This window comes from Gluconobacter sp. GP1 (genome assembly GCF_032913585.1).
GTDB classification, from domain to species: domain Bacteria; phylum Pseudomonadota; class Alphaproteobacteria; order Acetobacterales; family Acetobacteraceae; genus Gluconobacter; species Gluconobacter cerinus.
This window is the reverse complement of record NZ_JASGXC010000001.1, coordinates 704,395-721,616: the sequence shown is the minus strand read 5'-3', so window position 1 is coordinate 721,616 and position 17,222 is coordinate 704,395. Positions and strand designations below refer to the sequence as shown.

The 17,222-nt window shown below is 52.4% G+C and carries 15 protein-coding genes and 1 tRNA gene; 5 read left to right on the top strand and 11 right to left on the bottom strand.

Translation table 11 applies throughout. From position 1 onward, the window contains the following. Window positions 1-37: 37 nt before the first annotated feature. The 4 genes from R5H23_RS03265 to R5H23_RS03250 all read right to left on the bottom strand — a co-directional run bounded on the left by R5H23_RS03265 (window position 38) and on the right by R5H23_RS03250 (window position 3,076). Window positions 38-496, bottom strand: coding sequence for a cytochrome c (locus R5H23_RS03265; RefSeq protein WP_317214337.1), 459 nt, complete (start codon window positions 494-496; stop codon window positions 38-40). 152 nt (window positions 497-648) lie between these two features. Further along, the gene (locus R5H23_RS03260) at window positions 649-1,545 is read right to left on the bottom strand and encodes a cytochrome c peroxidase (protein ID WP_317214598.1); all 897 of its coding nucleotides are present in this window, start codon (window positions 1,543-1,545) and stop codon (window positions 649-651) included. After that, complete coding sequence (locus R5H23_RS03255) at window positions 1,545-2,063, bottom strand: hypothetical protein (RefSeq protein ID WP_317214336.1); 519 nt, start codon at window positions 2,061-2,063, stop codon at window positions 1,545-1,547. Before R5H23_RS03255 ends, R5H23_RS03260 begins: the two co-directional genes overlap by 1 nt. Before the next feature lie 155 nt (window positions 2,064-2,218). Then, window positions 2,219-3,076, bottom strand: a complete 858-nt coding sequence (locus R5H23_RS03250) for a neutral zinc metallopeptidase (protein ID WP_317214335.1) — start codon at window positions 3,074-3,076, stop codon at window positions 2,219-2,221. 168 nt (window positions 3,077-3,244) lie between these two features. Here R5H23_RS03250 and R5H23_RS03245 point away from each other — a divergent pair, with 168 nt between their 5' ends. The 3 genes from R5H23_RS03245 (at window position 3,245) to R5H23_RS03235 (ending at window position 5,149) form a co-directional block, all read left to right on the top strand. Next, entirely contained in the window at window positions 3,245-4,027 is a 783-nt protein-coding gene (locus tag R5H23_RS03245; protein ID WP_317214334.1) for a methyltransferase domain-containing protein, read from the top strand. A 105-nt stretch (window positions 4,028-4,132) separates the two neighbouring features. Beyond that, window positions 4,133-4,217 (top strand) — tRNA-Leu (locus R5H23_RS03240). Between the two features lie 65 nt (window positions 4,218-4,282). Beyond that, on the top strand, window positions 4,283-5,149 hold the full coding sequence (locus R5H23_RS03235) for a DNA/RNA non-specific endonuclease (RefSeq protein ID WP_211515338.1): 867 nt from the start codon (window positions 4,283-4,285) through the stop codon (window positions 5,147-5,149). Between the two features lie 10 nt (window positions 5,150-5,159). Here R5H23_RS03235 and purU read toward each other — a convergent pair whose 3' ends face one another. From purU to rfaE1, 4 genes are all read right to left on the bottom strand, one after another. Next, window positions 5,160-6,038: a formyltetrahydrofolate deformylase gene (gene purU / locus R5H23_RS03230; RefSeq protein WP_086633890.1), complete on the bottom strand. Its 879-nt coding sequence runs from the start codon at window positions 6,036-6,038 to the stop codon at window positions 5,160-5,162. 573 nt (window positions 6,039-6,611) lie between these two features. Beyond that, the gene (locus tag R5H23_RS03225) at window positions 6,612-8,015 is read right to left on the bottom strand and encodes a DUF2252 domain-containing protein (protein ID WP_317214333.1); all 1,404 of its coding nucleotides are present in this window, start codon (window positions 8,013-8,015) and stop codon (window positions 6,612-6,614) included. 91 nt (window positions 8,016-8,106) lie between these two features. Continuing rightward, window positions 8,107-8,928, bottom strand: a complete 822-nt coding sequence (locus R5H23_RS03220) for an SDR family oxidoreductase (RefSeq protein WP_086633893.1) — start codon at window positions 8,926-8,928, stop codon at window positions 8,107-8,109. Window positions 8,929-9,150: 222 nt separating this feature from the next. After that, window positions 9,151-10,581, bottom strand: a complete 1,431-nt coding sequence (rfaE1, locus tag R5H23_RS03215) for a D-glycero-beta-D-manno-heptose-7-phosphate kinase (RefSeq protein ID WP_317214332.1) — start codon at window positions 10,579-10,581, stop codon at window positions 9,151-9,153. 395 nt (window positions 10,582-10,976) lie between these two features. On the opposite strand from rfaE1, the gene R5H23_RS03210 reads away from it, so the two are divergent. Next, window positions 10,977-12,248: an MFS transporter gene (locus tag R5H23_RS03210; protein ID WP_317214331.1), complete on the top strand. Its 1,272-nt coding sequence runs from the start codon at window positions 10,977-10,979 to the stop codon at window positions 12,246-12,248. Between the two features lie 286 nt (window positions 12,249-12,534). Here R5H23_RS03210 and R5H23_RS03205 read toward each other — a convergent pair whose 3' ends face one another. The 3 genes from R5H23_RS03205 to R5H23_RS03195 all read right to left on the bottom strand — a co-directional run bounded on the left by R5H23_RS03205 (window position 12,535) and on the right by R5H23_RS03195 (window position 15,380). Next, a complete protein-coding gene (locus R5H23_RS03205) occupies window positions 12,535-13,995 on the bottom strand; it encodes a PepSY-associated TM helix domain-containing protein (protein ID WP_317214330.1) in 1,461 nt (486 codons plus the stop codon). Further along, window positions 13,995-14,294 (bottom strand): hypothetical protein, encoded by a 300-nt coding sequence (locus R5H23_RS03200; protein ID WP_317214329.1) that lies wholly within the window; start codon window positions 14,292-14,294, stop codon window positions 13,995-13,997. Before R5H23_RS03200 ends, R5H23_RS03205 begins: the two co-directional genes overlap by 1 nt. Window positions 14,295-14,483: 189 nt before the next feature. Next, window positions 14,484-15,380 carry a LysR family transcriptional regulator gene (locus R5H23_RS03195; RefSeq protein ID WP_203548875.1) on the bottom strand — a complete coding sequence of 299 codons (897 nt, stop codon included), beginning with the start codon at window positions 15,378-15,380 and terminating at the stop codon, window positions 14,484-14,486. Window positions 15,381-15,478: 98 nt separating this feature from the next. Here R5H23_RS03195 and R5H23_RS03190 point away from each other — a divergent pair, with 98 nt between their 5' ends. Then, window positions 15,479-17,170: a thiamine pyrophosphate-binding protein gene (locus R5H23_RS03190; protein ID WP_317214328.1), complete on the top strand. Its 1,692-nt coding sequence runs from the start codon at window positions 15,479-15,481 to the stop codon at window positions 17,168-17,170. Window positions 17,171-17,222: the final 52 nt, after the last annotated feature.

The window sequence follows — 17,222 nt, the reverse complement described above, 5'->3', positions numbered from 1 at the left end:
TCACAGAAAATAGCTTTCGCTCTCTAAAAATGAGTTTTTATGGGAGCGGGTGGATGGAATTGAGTGCGGCCCGTTCTGAAACGATTTCTTTCGCTTTTTTTGGAGTGCCACGGGCAGCCTTGATTTCATCTTCAGAAAAAGCTGGAGCCTTTCCAGGCGTATTCAGGGACGAAACATATGTAAGAACCGCGGCAATCTGGCTGTCTGTCAGCGAATTGAAAGACGGCATAAAGCCCATATATGTCTCGTCTGAGACGTCAATCGCGCCATGGAGGCCATTCAGAAGAACGTCTTTCAGATAAGCCTTTCCTTCAGGAGACGAGGCGATTTTTCCAATTCTTCCGCTGAGGGGAGGAAACTGCCCTGGCGATCCAATTCCGGCGGCCTGATGACACACGCTGCACTTGCTACTGTAGAGAGCCTGACCATCTTCTGCGTAAGCTATCGCTGTAGATCCGAGCAGAAGTCCTATAAAAAGAGCTGCAAGTTTGGTCATGAATGGTTCCCGACAGATCATCTGAGTGGAGCAGAGACCAATGGATGTATCAGTATCGAGGCCTCGTACCAAGCCACCGGCCCGGTTCAATTGAAAAGCGCGATCGGATTTGTATAACGTGTGTGGAGACTAGCTACGTTATCCAGCGCTGATCATTGCGTGCTTATTGGGCATTCTTCAGATGGCAACCCCAAGCTGGCATCAGAAAGAAAATTCCGATCCGTCAGCAGCTTAAGAAACGCCACTAGATCTATTAGTTCGTTTTGCGAAAGCAGATTGCTTCTTGGGTGCGCCAGAATAGCTTCTCTGAGAGTGGGGGCAGAACCGTCATGCAAATAAGGAGCGGTTACTTCGGCATTCCGAAGAGAAGGCGTCCTGATGGGTTCGGAATAAGATGTCGACAGTGCATGGAATTCCTGATCAGTGAATAGGGGCGGTTGGTGGCATGAGCTGCACTTCCCCTTGCCAAAAAATATCCTTTTTCCGTTTGTTTGTGACCGCGTCGCGCCGGATAACCTAAGATCCCACGGTGACTTATCGGAAATTAATTCTCGCTCGAAGGCCGACACGGCTTGGGCTACAGAACGGACATCAATCGGAATATTTTTTTCAGGAAAGGCTTTTGAAAACAGAACGCGATAGCAAGAATTTGTGGACAGCCGACGAGCGAGCTCGGGCATGTCTGTCATGCCCATTTCCACTGGGTGATGGCCACTCAGCGGAATAAAGAACTGATCTTCAAGTGTTATAACGTGTTGGTTGATCCAAGTGAGCGTATGAAATTGCCCGACATTCGCTAAGGGTGGAACATTCCGGATTCCGTCCTCATCTGTTACTCCCGGATGGGTCGGGTTCCCATCTGAGAAGGCATGACGCTGTTCATGACAGGTTGCACACGACATGCTTCCGTCACGAGAGAGGTCCGCGTCATAGAAAAGTCTGTGCCCCAGTTCGATTTTCGCACCATTTGGGGAAATATTCGCGGCTATCGCAGGAAATGCTGCTCCAGTCGTAAGAAAGCCCAGAAACAGCATTATGGGATAGCGCATCACGGCAAGGCAGACACCATGACGGGCATATCCTGCAGACCGCTTCCTGCAAGTTGAAGCGTGTATTGCCCAGCTGGCAGCTGAAAATCTACCATTTTGCGGATACCCGAACAGTCGGGACCATGTTGATGATGCGTCGAAACGACTGGTGTCCCCTGTCCAAGAACGTCAATCCACGTCTTATTTGGCAGCATGATGCGATAAGTTCCCGATTTGGGCACTTCAAAAGCAATCATTCCTCCATAACTCACACTTCCGCCTGGTTCATAGGGCCTCTGCAGGAAGTGAACGTCTGGAGTGTGTGCCAGATGAACGGCAGACGCGTGATTGAGTGTTAGATGACTTGCAGAAAGACCAGCCTTGTCTGTGGCTGCGGTCAAAGGAGTGGGATTGCTCCAGCCCTCATACCCAGCAGGTAACGAGGTCGTTCCAGGCGTACAAGATGCAGGTTCGGCCAGTGCTGTACCGGCGCTACAAAGCAGGGCTATGGAGAGAACACTGGGCAGGATGTGCTTCATGGTCATGGTTTCCAGCAGACGCTTTAAGATGCGCCTATTGAAGCACCAGAATATGGAAATTTTCCAGAGGTATGACGGCATCGAAACGTGTCAGATGTCTGGCCTCCGGGCATTGCAGGAACGTTTGAGTTCTCCATGCCCAGAGGCCAGAAAGATTAGAGCGCGGGGGCGTTAAACGTATCACAGCGTTTGATATCTTCGCTTTCTAGTCCACGTTTAAACCATGCGACTCTTTGGGCAGATGTCCCGTGGGTGAAGCTGTCCGGGACAACATAACCTTGAGCTTTGCGCTCCAGGCGATCGTCACCAACGGCTGAGGCTGCGTTCATGCCTTCTTCAATATCTCCCGTCTCAAGGAAGTGGCGGGTATCGTTCGCACGCTTGGCCCAGACACCCGCGAAACAGTCCGCCTGCAATTCAACACGGACAGAAAGGCCATTCGCCCCTTTTTGGGCAGCGCTGCCCTGTTGATTGACCTGCTGCATAATGCCCAGCTCATTCTGAACATGGTGCCCAACCTCATGAGCCACAACGTAGGCCTTGGCAAAGTCGCCACTTGCTCCCAGACGATCCTGCAATTCCTGAAAGAACTGCAGATCCAGATAGACCTTATGATCAGCAGGGCAATAGAACGGGCCTACGGACGTTTGTGCATAACCGCAGCCAGATTGTGTCCCGCCTGAAAAGAGAACCAGACCGGGATCATGATAGGTTCGGCCCATTTGCTGAAAGGTGCTGCTCCAGACATCTTCGGTTGAGCCGAGAATACGGGCGATGAATTTTCTGCCGGGGTCGTCTTTTGCTGCCTGGGTCTGGGTGGCCGCCGGTGTATTTGCTGTCGGTCCGTTTTCCAGAAGGCTCAGGACTACACGAGGGTCTACGCCGAAGTACAGCGCCCCTATGACAAGGATGACGCCGCCAATCCCTCCGATCCTCAAAGGGCCACGTCCTCCGCCTCCGGAACCGCGTCGATCATCAATGTTGGTGCTTTCTCGTTGGTCGTCGAGACGCATGTGTACTTTGCCCTGTTGCCGTTTCCCGGATGGGATGATTGTTAAATTATCCTTTATCAGATTTCGCGATTGTAAAGCACCGTTTGGGCGCCAGGCTTCGAAGAAGTGTGAAGACAGCCTCTACAACCTCGTGTCACAGTCACGACATCTGCAACAGGAGTCATTATCATGCTGTCGAGATCCGGTTTTCTGTTGGCCTTGTCATGTTTGACAGCCACGCCAGCATTGGCTGGCCCAAGTTTGGATCAAGCTCTCAAACTTTCAGAGCGAACGCCGGCATTTGTCGCCCGTGACAGTGTTCGGCACCCGCTGGAAGAGCTGCAGTTTTTCGGGATAACTCCGACGTCCAATGTCGTAGAGATCTGGCCTGCTGGAGGGTATTGGACCCAAATTCTTGCGCCGTATCTTCGTGACCAAGGCACTTATACAGTTGCTCTCGGGCCAGCAGATATCAAAAAGCAGAGTATTGCCAAGCTTCAGGCGACGCATCCGGATATCTACGGAGCCGTCAAAACAACCCGTTTTGATGCAGAGAATTTGAATTTCGTACCGGCAGACAGTGCGGATCTCGTCATGACATTTCGGAATATGCACAACTGGATGGAAGCTGGAAATGCCCCGCAAATGCTGGAGGCAATCCACAAAGTGCTGAAGCCTGGCGGTATTCTGGGTATTGAAGACCATCGCGGAAACACCAGCGCTCCGCAGGACCCCCAGGCAAAAGATGGGTATGTGAGACAGGCATACGCTATCCAGATGATTGAAAAGGCGGGTTTCAAGCTTGTTGGGAGCTCCGAAATTAACGCCAATCCCCGGGATACGGCACAGTGGCCCAAAGGGATCTGGACCCTTCCTCCGACATACGCTCTGGGCCAGGTTGATCGCGCCAAATATGCCGCCATCGGGGAAGGGGACAATTTTGTTCTGAAATTCCAGAAGGTTGGAAATTAACTCCTAAATCAGTTTTCTTTCTGTGAGGTGTGATTTTTCAGTCATTTAGGTCGTTGATAGCCATTGCAAGAGCCGTGGAGATCGTCTAGACCCACTTCACAGTCTGCGGGCATGGTGGAATTGGTAGACACGCCAGATTTAGGTTCTGGTGGCGCAAGCTGTGGGGGTTCAAGTCCCTCTGCCCGTACCAGTCATTTTCAATATCCTCGTTGTTCCGGCAGACAAGATTGTCTGGCTTTAGGTCTGTGAGGGGCGTTGAAATATCTTCCGCTTGGTTTCGTCGGGTTTCTGGTTGTCGCATGTCCGGCACATGCGGCTTCGTGCCCGGCCTTATTTGCCAAAGGCCTCCCTCCCGCACTTTTGTCAGAGACCGCGCGCTCAGGCACCGTTCAGCTCTGTAATGACCATTATGCCGTTCTGGTTTCGGAAGCGACAAAGGGTCCGCTCTGGTCTGCTGAAGACCTGACCGAAGAAAATCTTGAGATTGCCGATGAGACGAACCGACAAGGAAAATTCTTTCCCGATATGAGGCTGCCTGCCTCAATGCGTGCGTCACTGACCGACTACAAAGCCTCAGGCTATGACCGGGGACATATGACACCAAGCGGCAATGAGCCGGGTCTTGCGCCTCAGCAACAGTCTTTCCTGCTGTCCAATATTGTTCCCCAAACGGGTGAGTTGAACCGTGGACCGTGGGAAGGTGTTGAAAGCGCTGTCAGAGGATGGGCACGTCAGGAAGGCGAAATATTCGTCGTTACTGGCCCCGGATACGATCCCGAGCACACAGCAAAGATTGGAAGAGGGCGTATTCCGGTTCCCGCTGTGACATGGAAAGCCATATACGATCCCGCCTCCAACGGGACGGGCGCCTATGTGTGCCTGAACACTCGCAAGCCAACCTGTAAGATCATAGCCGTTGCACTTTTAATGCAGCTCGTGAACGTGGACCCGTTTCCTGCTCTTCCACAATCCATGAAGGAACAGGTTGTAGGCATGCCGCCCATCAGGGAAAGTCCTTATGCACTTTCCAAACGTCCTCGTAGCAACAGGCTACTTAAGGAGTGGGGGTCCAGAGCGGCACAGAAGGCGATCAAGGCTCTCGTCAAGGCGCTTGTTCAATAAAGCGTCTCGCTCAGGGCGTAAAAACAATCGTCTTGTTTCCGTTCAAAATGGCCCGTCGTTCAATGTGATACCGTACAGCACGAGCAAGTACGCGACGCTCGATATCACGTCCCTTACGGATCAGGTCTTCCGGGTCGTCAGCGTGAGAGATCCGCTCAACGTCCTGCTCAATGATCGGTCCTTCATCCAGATCGCTGGTGACATAATGGGCCGTTGCACCAATAAGCTTTACGCCACGGCTGAACGCCTGATGATAGGGGCGAGCACCTTTGAATCCTGGTAGAAAGGAATGGTGAATGTTGATGCAACGTCCAGAAAGGCGAGTGGCCATTTCGTTGGAAAGGACCTGCATATATCGCGCCAGAACAGCCAGTTCAGCACCACTCTCCTGAAAGACAGTCCAGATGCGTTGTTCCTGTTCCGCCTTGGTATCTTTGGTAATGGGAAGATGGTGAAATGGAACACCATGGAAATCCAGATCAGCATAGGTTTCCCGAGCATGATTGGAGATGATGCCGACCGGATCTATCTGTAGTTCACCGATGCGCCAGCGATAGAGAAGGTCCACAAGGCAATGATCGAAGCGGGATACAAAAAGAAGAACTTTCTGGCGCTTTGAAATGTCACTAATTTGCCAGTCCATTGAGAAATTTTCCGCCAGACGGGAAAATTCTGTTTTCAACTGGGTTTCAGATAACGCCTCTTTTGCCACATCGAAAACAATTCGCATGAAGAACTGCGTACTGCCTGTGTCATCAAACTGCTGTGCTTCCGTGATGTTGGCACCAAGTTCGTAAAGACGCTGGCTGATTGCCGCTACAATGCCAGGTCGGTTAGGGCAGCTCAGGGTGACTACGAACGTTGTAAGCGTAGATGACTGACGGATCATGAAGGGCGGGGTCCAGGATTGAATTGCTGCTTGGCAGGGTGACGGCTTAGTCCCACCCTATACGCTCGGGATCAGAGACAGGCAAAGCACGGTGCAGGGGACTTTATGAAAATCTATGATTATCTGCTAGCGGGATCGTTCCTACTCTTCGTTGCTCTGTCCGGGACTGCGAACGCGGGTGCCCATAAAAAGACAGGCCCGTCACCCGCAGAGCAAAAACTTATTTCGCGTCAGATCGCCTCTATTCGTGATCCTCAAGAGAGGAATGCCGTGGCGACGCAAGGAACGGCATGGCTTATGACAACCTATCTCTGTCAGTCTGCTGCCAGACGTGAACTCGTGAGGCTGGGAAGTTCAAGTAACCGCTTTTTTCTTCAAGACGACAAGCCTGAGAGCCAGAGAGTGATAAACGCCTCTTTGATACAAGGGCGAGGGCAATATCAGACGAAAACCAACCCTTTTGAGTGGGTGACATTCACATGGGAATGTCACTTAGACCCGAGCACCGGGAAGGTCCGAAAGTTTGACGTGAAGACGAAAAATCCGGTCCGGACCTTCCCATAATGCGTATCTTTAGGCAGATTTTTGAATAAGTTCACCGCTTTCCAGAGCTGAACAAAACGTCTTCCAGTCCTTGTGCGTCTGGTCTGCATATGTCTCGGAGAATTCCGATACGGCCGCAGCAAACGAAGCTCCTTTGCCGAGATATCCAGAGATCATACTGACATTTCCAGAGCGTGCGTGGGCTCGAGCTAACGTACGGCCGCATAATTTTGCGTAGTCCGCCAGACCATCCTGAGCAACGTCTGAACCAATTGCAGCTAATCGGCTGTCTTTCACGCGACGAACGTAAAACTGCCGTCCGCTTCCGGATAGATCTGGTGTGTCACTGGAGGTCGATGCATTACTGTGTGTCCATCCGAGGAAGGTGTCAGAGACAGCCTGCATGATCCTTTGGCCTGTTACGACACGTTCGCCCTGATTGGCGAATGGTGAGGTCCGCGTATCAGCCTGTAGAACGGAAACCTGAGCTTCCTTGATCTGCAGGAGCATAGTTTCACCATCGGCGGTCGCGAACAGTCCGATCGCGCAGAATGTCCCGACGCTTCCGATCCCGACAACCTTGAAAATAACGTCTTTAAGGGTGTAGCGACGTAGCAGAATGGCGCGTTCTAACGGCTGCGTTTCAACGTATCGGTTGAAGGCAAGCCGAATGGTTTCTTCCTGCTCTGGCAGCCGCATGACGAGCGGTGGCTTTTCTTTGAAAGATGGATTTTTTCCGTCGCTGGCGATCAGGCCGAAATGCCCCTTCGCCGCTTCCAACCGGTCGGACAAAAGTTTTTCGGCACGTTCCCGAACTTTCTGATCGTCGAAGCCGGCAATTGCAGCGGTCAGGTCAATTCGCTCTGACCAGATCTGGAGTGGGGTCATCGCGGCTAGCCGCGTCATTTGCTCGCAATATGACAGGGACATATTGGCGGCTAGATCTCTGGCCGCCTTGCTGGATAACCCATTTTCCTGACCTGCAAGAACCAGAGACGTTCCCAGGCGCTTGATATCCCATTCGAATGGGGCCTTCAGAGTTTCATCAAAGTCATTGATATCAAAGACCGGCACGCCTTCCGGAGACGAATAACTGCCGAAATTAGCAAGATGGCAGTCTCCACAAGACTGAACATCAATGCCGGATGCTGGGGTGGATGCGAGGTCTTGAGCCATAACAATCGCTGCGCCGCGGAGGAACGTGAAGGGAGACACCTTCATTCGGTCATAGCGCACAGGCAAAAGAGACGGGATCCGGTCCTTACCCTGTTGAGATAGAAGGCTTACGGGGCTTTGCCGGGTCGAAGGAGAACTCCACTCGGCATGAGCTCCACGCGGAATTTTCTTTCTAAGCTTGGCCCCCTGACAATGGCTTTCTTTGCGCGTCAAAAGACCAGAGGCATGAGCAGTTATCTTTGGCAATGTATTCTGCATGGATATTCTGCCTTCCTATAGATCAGTTTTGAGAGACGGATTGTAGGGTCAGGAGGTCGAGCTTTCGGCTCCGGTGTGAAGGTTGCCCGAGTTACTGCTGGCTTGTCTGTTTCCGGAGAAACTTCTGAAAGCCTCGTTTTCCAAAGAACGTGAGCGCTGGCATGCTAAGACGCAGGAGCGTAGGCATCAGCAGGCAAAGGCCACCGAAAATTCCGTCGAGTGTCGGAAGAAAACGCTCCAGTTTTGGTTTGCGAATGAGCTTCAGAATTTCACACGCAACGTCTTCTGGCTTTGCGGGATCACTAACGAAATTGAGAACCGAGCCACCGTTTTCCATTTCCTGGCGTAGCATCCCGGTTTCCACAGCGCCCGGGAAGATAGAGGAAACAGAAATACCCTTGGAACGCACTTCCTGAGCTAATGATAATGCAAAGTTACGCAATCCTGCCTTTGTGGCGCCGTAGACACTACTTCCGGCCAAAGGAATTGTTGCAGCCATCGAATTTACCAGAATGATCCGACCACCAGCCGGAATTTTTGGCAGTAGAAGAGACGTCAGAGTAATGGGTGCGGTCAGGTTAATCGATATTTGCCGTATTATATCTTCTGGTGGAGAATTTTCTATCGTGCTTGGACTTATGATTGCGGCGCAATGAAGTAAAACGTCAATATGAGAAGTTTTTTCTGAAATTTTCTTATTGATCTGGCTGATATCGTGCAAGTTCGCAGCATCGTATCGGATATGTGTCAGTGCCTCATGCGATATATCCGGCGCAGTGCGGGACAGCGCGACGACAACATGCCCTTGGTCCAACAGTTTTTGGGTAACGATCGTCCCGATGCCTCCAGACGCGCCCGTAAGAACGATGGTTTTAGAGGCGGAGACCGGCCTGCAGTGTGACTTGAAAGGCATCTAGGACACAATCGTTGTGAGCATGGAGAGAATGTCGGGTGAGAAGAATTTGAAAGCGACGATACTCATACTCCTATTTCCCGTAAATTAAATCTAGAGGGATCAGGCATATTTTGAAATAAATTAATTTTACTTCCGCGAGGGCCTCCTACAGAAAGATTTTATCTGCCTTATTGTAACGTTATTCAGGTAATTCGGTGGATATTTCATAAAATAATAATTTCAATTACTTATTTTTTTAACGATGCTCGTCGTCGAGTGTCCATTGACAATATCCACCAAAGCTACTCGACCACCATGTTCTTTTACAAAATCCCCTCCAACAACAGCATCTTCCGTGTAGTCGGCGCCCTTTACGACAACATTCGGCTTCAATGCTTTTATGATGTCCAGAGGCGTATCCTCATCGAAAATCACAACCATGTCGACGTCCCGTAATGCGCCGATCACTGTTGAGCGTGCGATTTCATTTTGAACGGGGCGTGTCTCGCCTTTGAGTCTCTTGACGGACGCATCGCTGTTGATCGCGACGATGAGCTTATCGCCCTCGGCGGCCGCGCCTTTGATCAAAGCGATATGTCCGGGGTGGAGCAGGTCAAAACATCCATTTGTGAAAACAACAGAAGCCCCATGTTTGCGCCAGTTTTCGACAGTTCGCGCCGCGCTCTCCCAAGACGCCAGCAACCCGGCTTCTGGAACGTCTTTGAGAAGTTGCTGGCTCAGCTCTTCTCGCGAAATCGCCGCAGTACCCAATTTTCTGACGACTATGGAGGCAGCAACGGTTGCGACCATCACCGCTGTATCAAGGTCCTGACCAGCCGAGAGCATGCTCGCCACTGTTGCGAGAACGGTGTCTCCTGCACCTGAAACGTCATATACCTCTGATTGGTGGGCAGCCTCATGATGAACGTGGCCGTTTCTCTGCCAGAGTGTCATGCCCTTTTCAGAACGCGTAAGAAGAACATCTCCGCCGAATTGTTCGGAGAGTGTCGCGGCCACCTTGAGAACCTCTTCATCCGTATTTACGGGGAGGTTGGTAGCAAGAGCCGCTTCGGTACGGTTCGGGGTGACCAAGGTCGCCCCCGAATAGGCCGTGAAATCTTTGCGTTTCGGATCTACGATAACAGGAATATTTTTCCCGCGTGCATACCTTATGATTGCTTCAAGAACGTCATCAGCCAGTACACCTTTGGCATAGTCTGAACAGACAAGAACGTCCGAGTTATCGATCGCGACCTGTGCATTGGAGATCAGCCTCTGCCGAGTTTGCTCGGTAAAGCCCGTTACTTCTTCCTCATCAATGCGGACGATCTGTTGTTGGCCGCTCAGAACGCGGGTTTTAGAAATGGTAGACCATTCAGGCTCTTCGACTAACCCGTTGACGTTAATGCCTTTATGTTTTCCCAGGATTGTCCGGAGGATATCGGCATTGGCGTCCGGCCCGACGACACCAACAAGATTGACAGTACACCCCAGAGAGGCAGCATTGACAGCAACATTGGCGGCTCCGCCAGGGACAACGGAATGCTTTGAGCGCAACAAGACGGGAACAGGGGCTTCAGGCGAAATACGATTTACTGTTCCAACAATGTATTGGTCGAGAAGAATATCGCCGATAACCGTGAGACGACCAAAATCAAAGTTTTCTATCATGTCATTTACATCGCATTTGAATATTCCTTAGAAAATTTTCTAAAAAATCTTCGAAATGCTGTTCCTGTCGTTTGATTACTAGAGTTTGTTGCCTCAAAAACCTTGAGAGCTATCTTACCCGTTTTCAACGGATGGTCTAGATGCACCTACTGCGGTCTCCTCCCGATCCTATGGGCATAAGAATACTCGGTATAACTCAGCCACCCTTGCTAAAATACCGATTGGTTCAAGGTAAAATGGAAGGTTATAGAGACTGAAAGTGCAAATTTTCGGTTTTTGTATGGTATATTATTCCAAAAAATATGGACGGTTTGAAACAAGCGCGATTATAAGATCCAATTCTTTTGTTCCAGCCTCTCTGCTGAAACCTTTCCGTGCGCAGGAAACACTTCTTCATGTCGTCTAACCCGGCAGCTTCGCCTCTCAGTTTATCTCAGCTTCGGATTTTAGCTCTTGCTTCGCTGGGAGGGGCACTGGAGTTCTATGATTTTGTTATTTTTGCTTTCCTTGCAAAGCTGATTGCCGCGCACTTTTTCCCGGACAGTCAGGCTGAATGGTTGCGACAGGCGGAGGCTTTCGGCCTTTTTGGAGCCGGCTATCTGGCACGTCCTGTAGGTGGGCTTATTATGGCCCATTTTGGAGATGTCGCAGGAAGAAAAAAGGTCTTTACGCTCAGCGTGCTCCTGATGGCGTTCCCGACCTTGTTGATGGGGTTTCTGCCTGGCTACCAGACACTCGGCATCATGGCTCCGCTCACGTTGCTTATCCTGCGTATCATGCAGGGTGCGGCAATTGGCGGAGAAGCCCCTGGAGGCTGGGTGTTCGTCTCCGAGCATGCTTCCAGCCGCCGTGTTGGTCTCGCCACGGGCCTTCTCACCGGCGGGCTGACGGGCGGTATTCTTCTTGGGTCTATCGTCATTTTGTTGCTGCATGCAGCCCTGGCGCCTGATGTGGTGTCAAACTGGGGTTGGCGTATTCCTTTCATTCTGGGCGGTGTTTTCGGCTTTGGAGCGATGTTCCTTCGGCGTTGGCTAGAAGAAACCCCTGTATTCCGGGAGATGCATGCGACGGCTAAAACTGCCGAGGCCATGCCCGCAAAGCTTCTGTTACGTGACCATCGCCGCGCCATTCTTTGCTCAATGATGACGACATGGACATTAACAGCGGCCATTGTGGTGCTCGTTCTCATGATGCCTCCGCTGATGCAGACGCTCCATCATGTGTCACCTTCCCAAACCATGCTGGCGAGCCTTGCCGCGACGTTTTGTCTTACAGTTTCAGTTGTTCTCGTGAGTGCGCTGACAGACGTTTTCTCTCTCAGAGCGCTAAGCGTGGCCTGCGGGCTCATGCTTGCTTTGGGAGGTTTTGGGCTCTACGCGCTCTTTCCGTTGTTCTCGGGCACGCTCGTGCCCTGGGCCGCATTGAGTGGGCTTTGCTGTGGGTTCGTCGGGCTCGTTCCTATTGGGATGCTGCGCGCATTTCCGGCTCAGGTTCGCTTTTCCGGCCTGTCTCTGTCCTATAATATTTCCTACGCAATCTTTGGTGGCCTCACACCAGCGATCATTTCAGCCCTGACACCTCATACGCCAGTTGCGCCCGCTATTTACGTTGCTTTCACGGCGCTTATTGGTGGTGTTGGTCTTTGGTTCTCACCCGAAAAGGCCTAGGGAAAAATCTGTTATCGTCGGGATTCAAGCACGCGAGCTAATGAGGCCCAGACAATCGCGACGATTACAGCAGCCACTGAGAATGTGCCTGCCCAGACAAAAATTGCCACAACCGGGTTGGTCCAAAAAACGATAACGAGGCCTAGCAGTGGGAAAATGAAGCGTCCCCACCGAACTGACGGAGGCAATGTCAGATCAGGCAGACGTGCGAACCGAAGCATCTTTGGTTCGCACGCGGCCTGAAGGCCAAGGCCAAGTAGCCAAAAGACCAAACATAAAATTAGCATCACAGACGGCGCACCATCTGAAGAGAGGCAAGTCCCAAGAGTAAGGCGCAGATGTCCGTTCCCGCAAAAACCGTAGGTACATGCAGCATGGAGGCGCCGGGACGTGTCAGAAAGTCAAGCGGCGTTAGAAGAACGCCCAAGAATGTGAGAGCACTTAACTGTATCTTCCATCCCGGTAGTGCATGATGCAGCAGAGACCAGAGCATCCCGGCAATGCTGCTCAGGCCCCACACGGCAAAAAAGCAGTGAACTTCCGCCAGATGGCGCACTGGGAGAGATGTTGGCAAAAGCCGGTTTGCCCAGAAGAAAGCCAATGTTGCCAAAAGAAATCCTGGAATACAGCCAATCGTGAGCCCCTCAGCCACGCGAAACATGACGCGCTTTCCGGAGACTTTGCGGCGCTTCATCAGAAAAATGATAGCTCCGCTGGCAAACATGATGGCTCCCATGACACCAGACAGAAAATACAGCCATCTTAAGCCTGTGCCTGTCCAGCGGGCATAATGAATGCCTTCCATAAGCTGCTGTGTCTGGGTGACAGGAGTTGAAAGCAGAACATGCCGTAGAAAATGCCCATCAACCGGGCTGAAATCGACGTGTTCCCGTGTCAGCAGAGGCCCAGACATATCGGTTCGACTAAAAAGAACGCTGTTGGGCAGAAAGAGGATGAACCCAGTCTGCCCCTTGCCGAGCATCTTCTCTGCGACATCCAGCAGGGGCGGCAGAGAGGGACCGACCGGAATGTCCCGTTTTGTTTCTGGTGGCTCGGCTTCTGTGGCTCGATGAGGCGAAACAAAATTCTGGATGGAACTGATATAAGACACGGGCGGGAACAGCGTGCGTGTGCGAATGAACGTGCCCGTATAGGCCATCATAATAACGAACGGGATAAAGGGAACGCTGGCGAGAACATGCACGTCCAGCCATGCGCGCAGTCGCGCGGCGAAGGGTCGCACCAGAAGCAGATCCGAAATCAGTCCCCGCAGGTGAATGATGATTCCGGATCCGACTGTTACAAGAAGAGCCAGGCCGGCCGCGGCAATAAGTGTTTCTCCGTAAAGCCCAGTTCGGAGGGTATAGTGCAGGTCATAGAAAAACTTTCCGCCTGCAGTATCGCGTGCCTGTAGCTGCTCTCCAGTCTGCGGATTATACGGCACCGTTAGGAATTCATATCCATCATGGTGCTGGACGCGCACGAAAGGGTCCCGCGACGACGGGAAAGTTATGAACGGCTTTTCTCCTTGCTGGAGCAACTCACGGACGGTCGGGAGGGTGCGATCCAGAACCTGCGGAGAAAAAGCGGGCGCTTGGGGCGGGACTTCAGGCTGGAGCCACCGCGTCAGTTCGGTATCGAACACCGAGAGGCTTCCCGTCACGAAAACACAGAAGAGAAGCAGTCCGGCGATGAAGCCAACCCAGGCATGGAGCCAGCCCATGCGTGTACGAAGATTATCTTGCATCAGGCGTGAAACAGTAAACCGAGCGCAGCAAGGATACAGGCAGTTCCCGCGATAAGTGCTCCATGCAATAGCTTTTGCGTTCCAAAGGCAGTGAGCAGAAGCACAGGAAACGCGGCAATCGCAATCATCTGGCCGAAAACGACAGAGTCATGTCGTGCTCCGGGCCCCCATTGCGGAGATCCCACGGTGATGAGGTGAGCACAGGTCCATGCGAGGCCAAGGGCCAGAAGCCCCCTCAACATCCATAGCGCTGTGGGTGAGGTTTTCTGCCGGGGAGACGAAATCTGTTTCACTGTCATCAGGCGTCGTGTGTCAACGGCAACATGGTGTCTCTTGGTTTGTAAAACGAATGAGTCAGGCGTTCTGCGTTCTTGTCATAGCGGGTCATAACAAGATTGTTGAGGATAGAAAGTATACGTCTTGTTGCTACCGCTTAATGAAGGCCTTTGTGCTTTTCCGCAAACACGAGACCAGTAAGCTGATCACTCTCACTTGCCTTCAGATGTCGCCAGTTTCAGCAATATTTTATGGAAGTTGGCGCTTGGCCCGGATAGCTCTGGCGTGCGTGATGCGAGAGAGATGCTGGCACGAGGCGAGGGGCCTTCGATGCGATGAAAAGTGGCTCCGTCAACATGGATCTGGCTGAGATAAGCTGGAACGATTGAAACCCCCAGGCCTGCGGCAACCATGGGAACAGTGGCTGCAATCTGTGGTGCGGATTGCCCGAAATGCGGGGTGAACCCGGCCTGCTGGCAGGCTGAAATAATGGCATCGTAAAAGCCTGGCCCTAGAGTGCGATCAAAGATCAGAAAGGGCTCATTGGCGACATCTGTCAGTCTGAGTGTTCCGCGTTGAGAGAGCGGGTGCCCCTTCGGGACCGCGATCAATGTCGGTTCATCAAAGAGAGGGTGGAGCGAAATCCCAGGGTCCGGAGCCGGAGGCCGCACAATCGCAATATCAACGCGGCTCTCGTTTAACGCTTCACACAATGCTGGTGTGTTGCTCTCCTCAAGGGTGATCTGAATCTCGGGCCACTTTTCCCGGAAGGCGCGAATAGCCTGAGGAATGAGAGGAAGGAGCGACACGGCACCAGCCATTCCAATGCGCAATCGCCCCTGTTCACCGCGTGCAAGACCCGTTGCCAGAAGCCGAAACTGGTGTTCGAGCGTGAGGATTGTGCGAGCCTGCTCAACAAGTTGCTCGCCAGCATCCGTCAGAACCGCCCCACGTCGTGATCGCTCGAACAGTCTGAGCCCGAGTTCAGTCTCAAGACTCTTGATCTGTTGGCTGAGAGGGGGTTGCTCGATATGCAGAACCTCGGCAGCGCGCGTAAAGCTTCCGTGATCTGCAATGGCGATAAAGTAGCGAAGGTGGCGGAGATCCATAAATCCATATTAATTAGATATGGTATAGAGCTCAACTATATATTGGACGTCCGAAGCCTGAACGCGCACCCTCTGGTTAACGAACTCCGGAGGATCTCATGGTTTTCACTGTTGGACATTACCTTGCAGAACGGCTGACGCAGATCGGCCTGAAGCACCATTTCGCAGTTGCGGGCGACTATAATCTGATCTTGCTGGACCAGCTGATTGAGCATGGCGGCATGAAGCAGATCTATGACTGCAACGAGCTAAACTGTAGCTTTGCTGCAGAAGGCTACGCCCGCGCCAATGGAGCCGCCGCTGCGATCGTCACATTCAGCGTGGGGGCGATCTCGGCCATGAACGGCCTTGGTGGCGCTTATGCCGAAAACCTGCCGGTTATTCTGATCTCTGGCGCGCCAAACTCCAATGACCATGGTTCAGGACGTGTGCTGCATCACACGATTGGAACCACGGACTACAACTATCAGATGGAGATGGTGAAGCACGTCACCTGTGCTGCTGAGAGCATCACGTCCGCTGATAACGCCCCCGAGAAAATTGACCATGTCATTCGGACGGCACTGCGTGAGAAGAAGCCGGCTTATCTGGAAATCGCCTGTAATGTGGCGAATGCTCCTTGTGCGCGCCCAGGTCCGGTCTCGTCTCTGTTGGCTCACCTGACCCCAGACACGGACAGTCTGAACGCAGCTCTCGATGAGAGTGCGGCTTTTGTGGAGAAGGCCAACAAGGTTGTCATTTTGGTCGGCAGCAAGCTGCGGGCCAGCGAGGCATTGGACGAAACGATTGCGCTGGCTGACAAGCTGGGTTGCGCTGTCACCGTCATGGCAGCAGCCAAAAGCTTCTTCCCCGAAACGCATCCGGGGTTCCGGGGTGTTTACTGGGGTGAAGTCAGCAGCCCCGGTGTCGAAGACGTGGTCAAGAGCGCGGATGTCGTCATTACGCTTGCGCCCGTCTGGAATGACTACTCCTCTGTTGGTTGGCGCGATCTGGTCCGCGGTGAGCGTGTCCTTGAAGTCGACCCTCATCGTGTCACGGTTGCAGGAAAAACCTTCGAAGGCTTCCGCCTGAAGGAATTCGTCACGGCCCTTACGGAGCGTGTTTCCAGCAAGTCTGCGTCTCTTGCAGCAGGGTATGCGCCTGTGAAGCTGCCAGTGGCCGATCAGGCCAAGCCACTGACGAACGATGAAATGACTCGCCAGATCAACGAACTTGTTGATGGCAAGACAACCCTTTTCGCTGAAACAGGCGATTCATGGTTCAACGCCATTCGCATGAACCTGCCCGAAGGGGCCAAGGTTGAGTCCGAAATGCAGTGGGGCCATATCGGATGGTCTGTCCCGTCCATGTTCGGAAATGCCATGGGCTCGCCGGAGAGGCAGCATGTCCTGATGGTGGGTGACGGCTCATTCCAGCTTACCGCGCAGGAAGTCGCGCAGATGGTGCGTTATGAGCTTCCGGTCATAATTTTCCTTATCAACAACTACGGTTACGTCATTGAGATCAAGATCCATGATGGTCCGTACAATTACATCCAGAACTGGGATTACGCTGCTCTGATCAACTGCTTCAATCAGGGGGTACCCGGTGAAGAAAGCGGAAAGTACGGCCTTGGCCTGCATGCCACGACCGGTGCTGAACTCGCCGAGGCAATTGAGAAGGCAAAGAAAAACACACGTGGCCCGACCCTGATCGAGTGCAAACTTGATCGGACGGATTGCACAGAGACGCTGGTAGAATGGGGAAAATTTGTCGCTGCTGCGAATTCCCGCAAGCCTACGCTGAGCTGAAGATTCGCGTTTGCTCAGTTATATTAAATGCCGTGGGATCTGGAGTAATTCT

Excerpts from the sequence above, each read along its gene's own strand:
- R5H23_RS03225 (WP_317214333.1), bottom strand. The coding sequence starts at position 8,015 with ATGCAGAATACATTGCCAAAGATAACTGCTCATGCCTCTGGTCTTTTG.
- R5H23_RS03260 (WP_317214598.1), bottom strand. The coding sequence starts at position 1,545 with ATGCGCTATCCCATAATGCTGTTTCTGGGCTTTCTTACGACTGGAGCA.
- R5H23_RS03210 (WP_317214331.1), top strand. The coding sequence starts at position 10,977 with ATGTCGTCTAACCCGGCAGCTTCGCCTCTCAGTTTATCTCAGCTTCGG.
- rfaE1 (WP_317214332.1), bottom strand. The coding sequence starts at position 10,581 with ATGATAGAAAACTTTGATTTTGGTCGTCTCACGGTTATCGGCGATATT.
- R5H23_RS03200 (WP_317214329.1), bottom strand. The coding sequence starts at position 14,294 with ATGACAGTGAAACAGATTTCGTCTCCCCGGCAGAAAACCTCACCCACA.
- R5H23_RS03220 (WP_086633893.1), bottom strand. The coding sequence starts at position 8,928 with ATGCCTTTCAAGTCACACTGCAGGCCGGTCTCCGCCTCTAAAACCATC.
- R5H23_RS03195 (WP_203548875.1), bottom strand. The coding sequence starts at position 15,380 with ATGGATCTCCGCCACCTTCGCTACTTTATCGCCATTGCAGATCACGGA.
- R5H23_RS03190 (WP_317214328.1), top strand. The coding sequence starts at position 15,479 with ATGGTTTTCACTGTTGGACATTACCTTGCAGAACGGCTGACGCAGATC.
- purU (WP_086633890.1), bottom strand. The coding sequence starts at position 6,038 with ATGATCCGTCAGTCATCTACGCTTACAACGTTCGTAGTCACCCTGAGC.
- R5H23_RS03245 (WP_317214334.1), top strand. The coding sequence starts at position 3,245 with ATGCTGTCGAGATCCGGTTTTCTGTTGGCCTTGTCATGTTTGACAGCC.
- R5H23_RS03265 (WP_317214337.1), bottom strand. The coding sequence starts at position 496 with ATGACCAAACTTGCAGCTCTTTTTATAGGACTTCTGCTCGGATCTACA.
- R5H23_RS03205 (WP_317214330.1), bottom strand. The coding sequence starts at position 13,995 with ATGCAAGATAATCTTCGTACACGCATGGGCTGGCTCCATGCCTGGGTT.
- R5H23_RS03255 (WP_317214336.1), bottom strand. The coding sequence starts at position 2,063 with ATGAAGCACATCCTGCCCAGTGTTCTCTCCATAGCCCTGCTTTGTAGC.
- R5H23_RS03250 (WP_317214335.1), bottom strand. The coding sequence starts at position 3,076 with ATGCGTCTCGACGACCAACGAGAAAGCACCAACATTGATGATCGACGC.